General features: G+C 40.2%; 2 tRNA genes and 1 rRNA gene. All 3 read right to left on the minus strand.

The window, feature by feature from the left end:
- Positions 1-250 precede the first annotated feature (250 nt).
- Positions 251-323, minus strand: a tRNA-Ala gene (locus DSM106972_RS50990).
- A 6-nt stretch (positions 324-329) separates the two neighbouring features.
- Positions 330-403 (minus strand) — tRNA-Ile (locus DSM106972_RS50995).
- A 156-nt stretch (positions 404-559) separates the two neighbouring features.
- Positions 560-622, minus strand: a 16S ribosomal RNA gene (locus tag DSM106972_RS51000); the annotation flags it as partial.

Here is a 622-nt window from a genome sequence, read left to right on the forward strand (position 1 = left end):
CTTGACCAATTCAAATTAATTCAAAGGATTGTTTGTAATTCAATACCCGTGTGATTCTCGTAATAATTACTTTAGTAATTACACTTCACACGCTTACTGCCTACAATTTGCGTCACTATGCAGTTTTCAAGGTTCTTACTGGATATACATCCAGCAGGCTTAGTTATATTACTAACTATAGTTGCTGAACTTTACAATACAATCATACTAACATTTATTTTTGCTTTTTTCAATAAATGTTATCTAAATGTGGAGGTTAGCGGACTCGAACCGCTGACATCCTGCTTGCAAAGCAGGCGCTCTACCAACTGAGCTAAACCCCCAAAATGTGGGCCATCCTGGACTCGAACCAGGGACCTCACCCTTATCAGGGGTGCGCTCTAACCACCTGAGCTAATAGCCCAAACAGGAACCAAATAATACAGTTTGATAGCCACATTGCATTAACAACCGACCTAGGAATGACACTATTTTGGATTTTTGATTTCCGATTTGGGATTTTATTTTTATTCAATCTAAAATCCAAAATCGACAATCCAAAATGGGTAGGTCTCCCTAAAAAGGAGGTGATCCAGCCACACCTTCCGGTACGGCTACCTTGTTACGACTTCACCCCAGTCAC

Source organism: Dulcicalothrix desertica PCC 7102 (genome assembly GCF_003991905.1).
Classification (GTDB): domain Bacteria; phylum Cyanobacteriota; class Cyanobacteriia; order Cyanobacteriales; family Nostocaceae; genus Dulcicalothrix; species Dulcicalothrix desertica.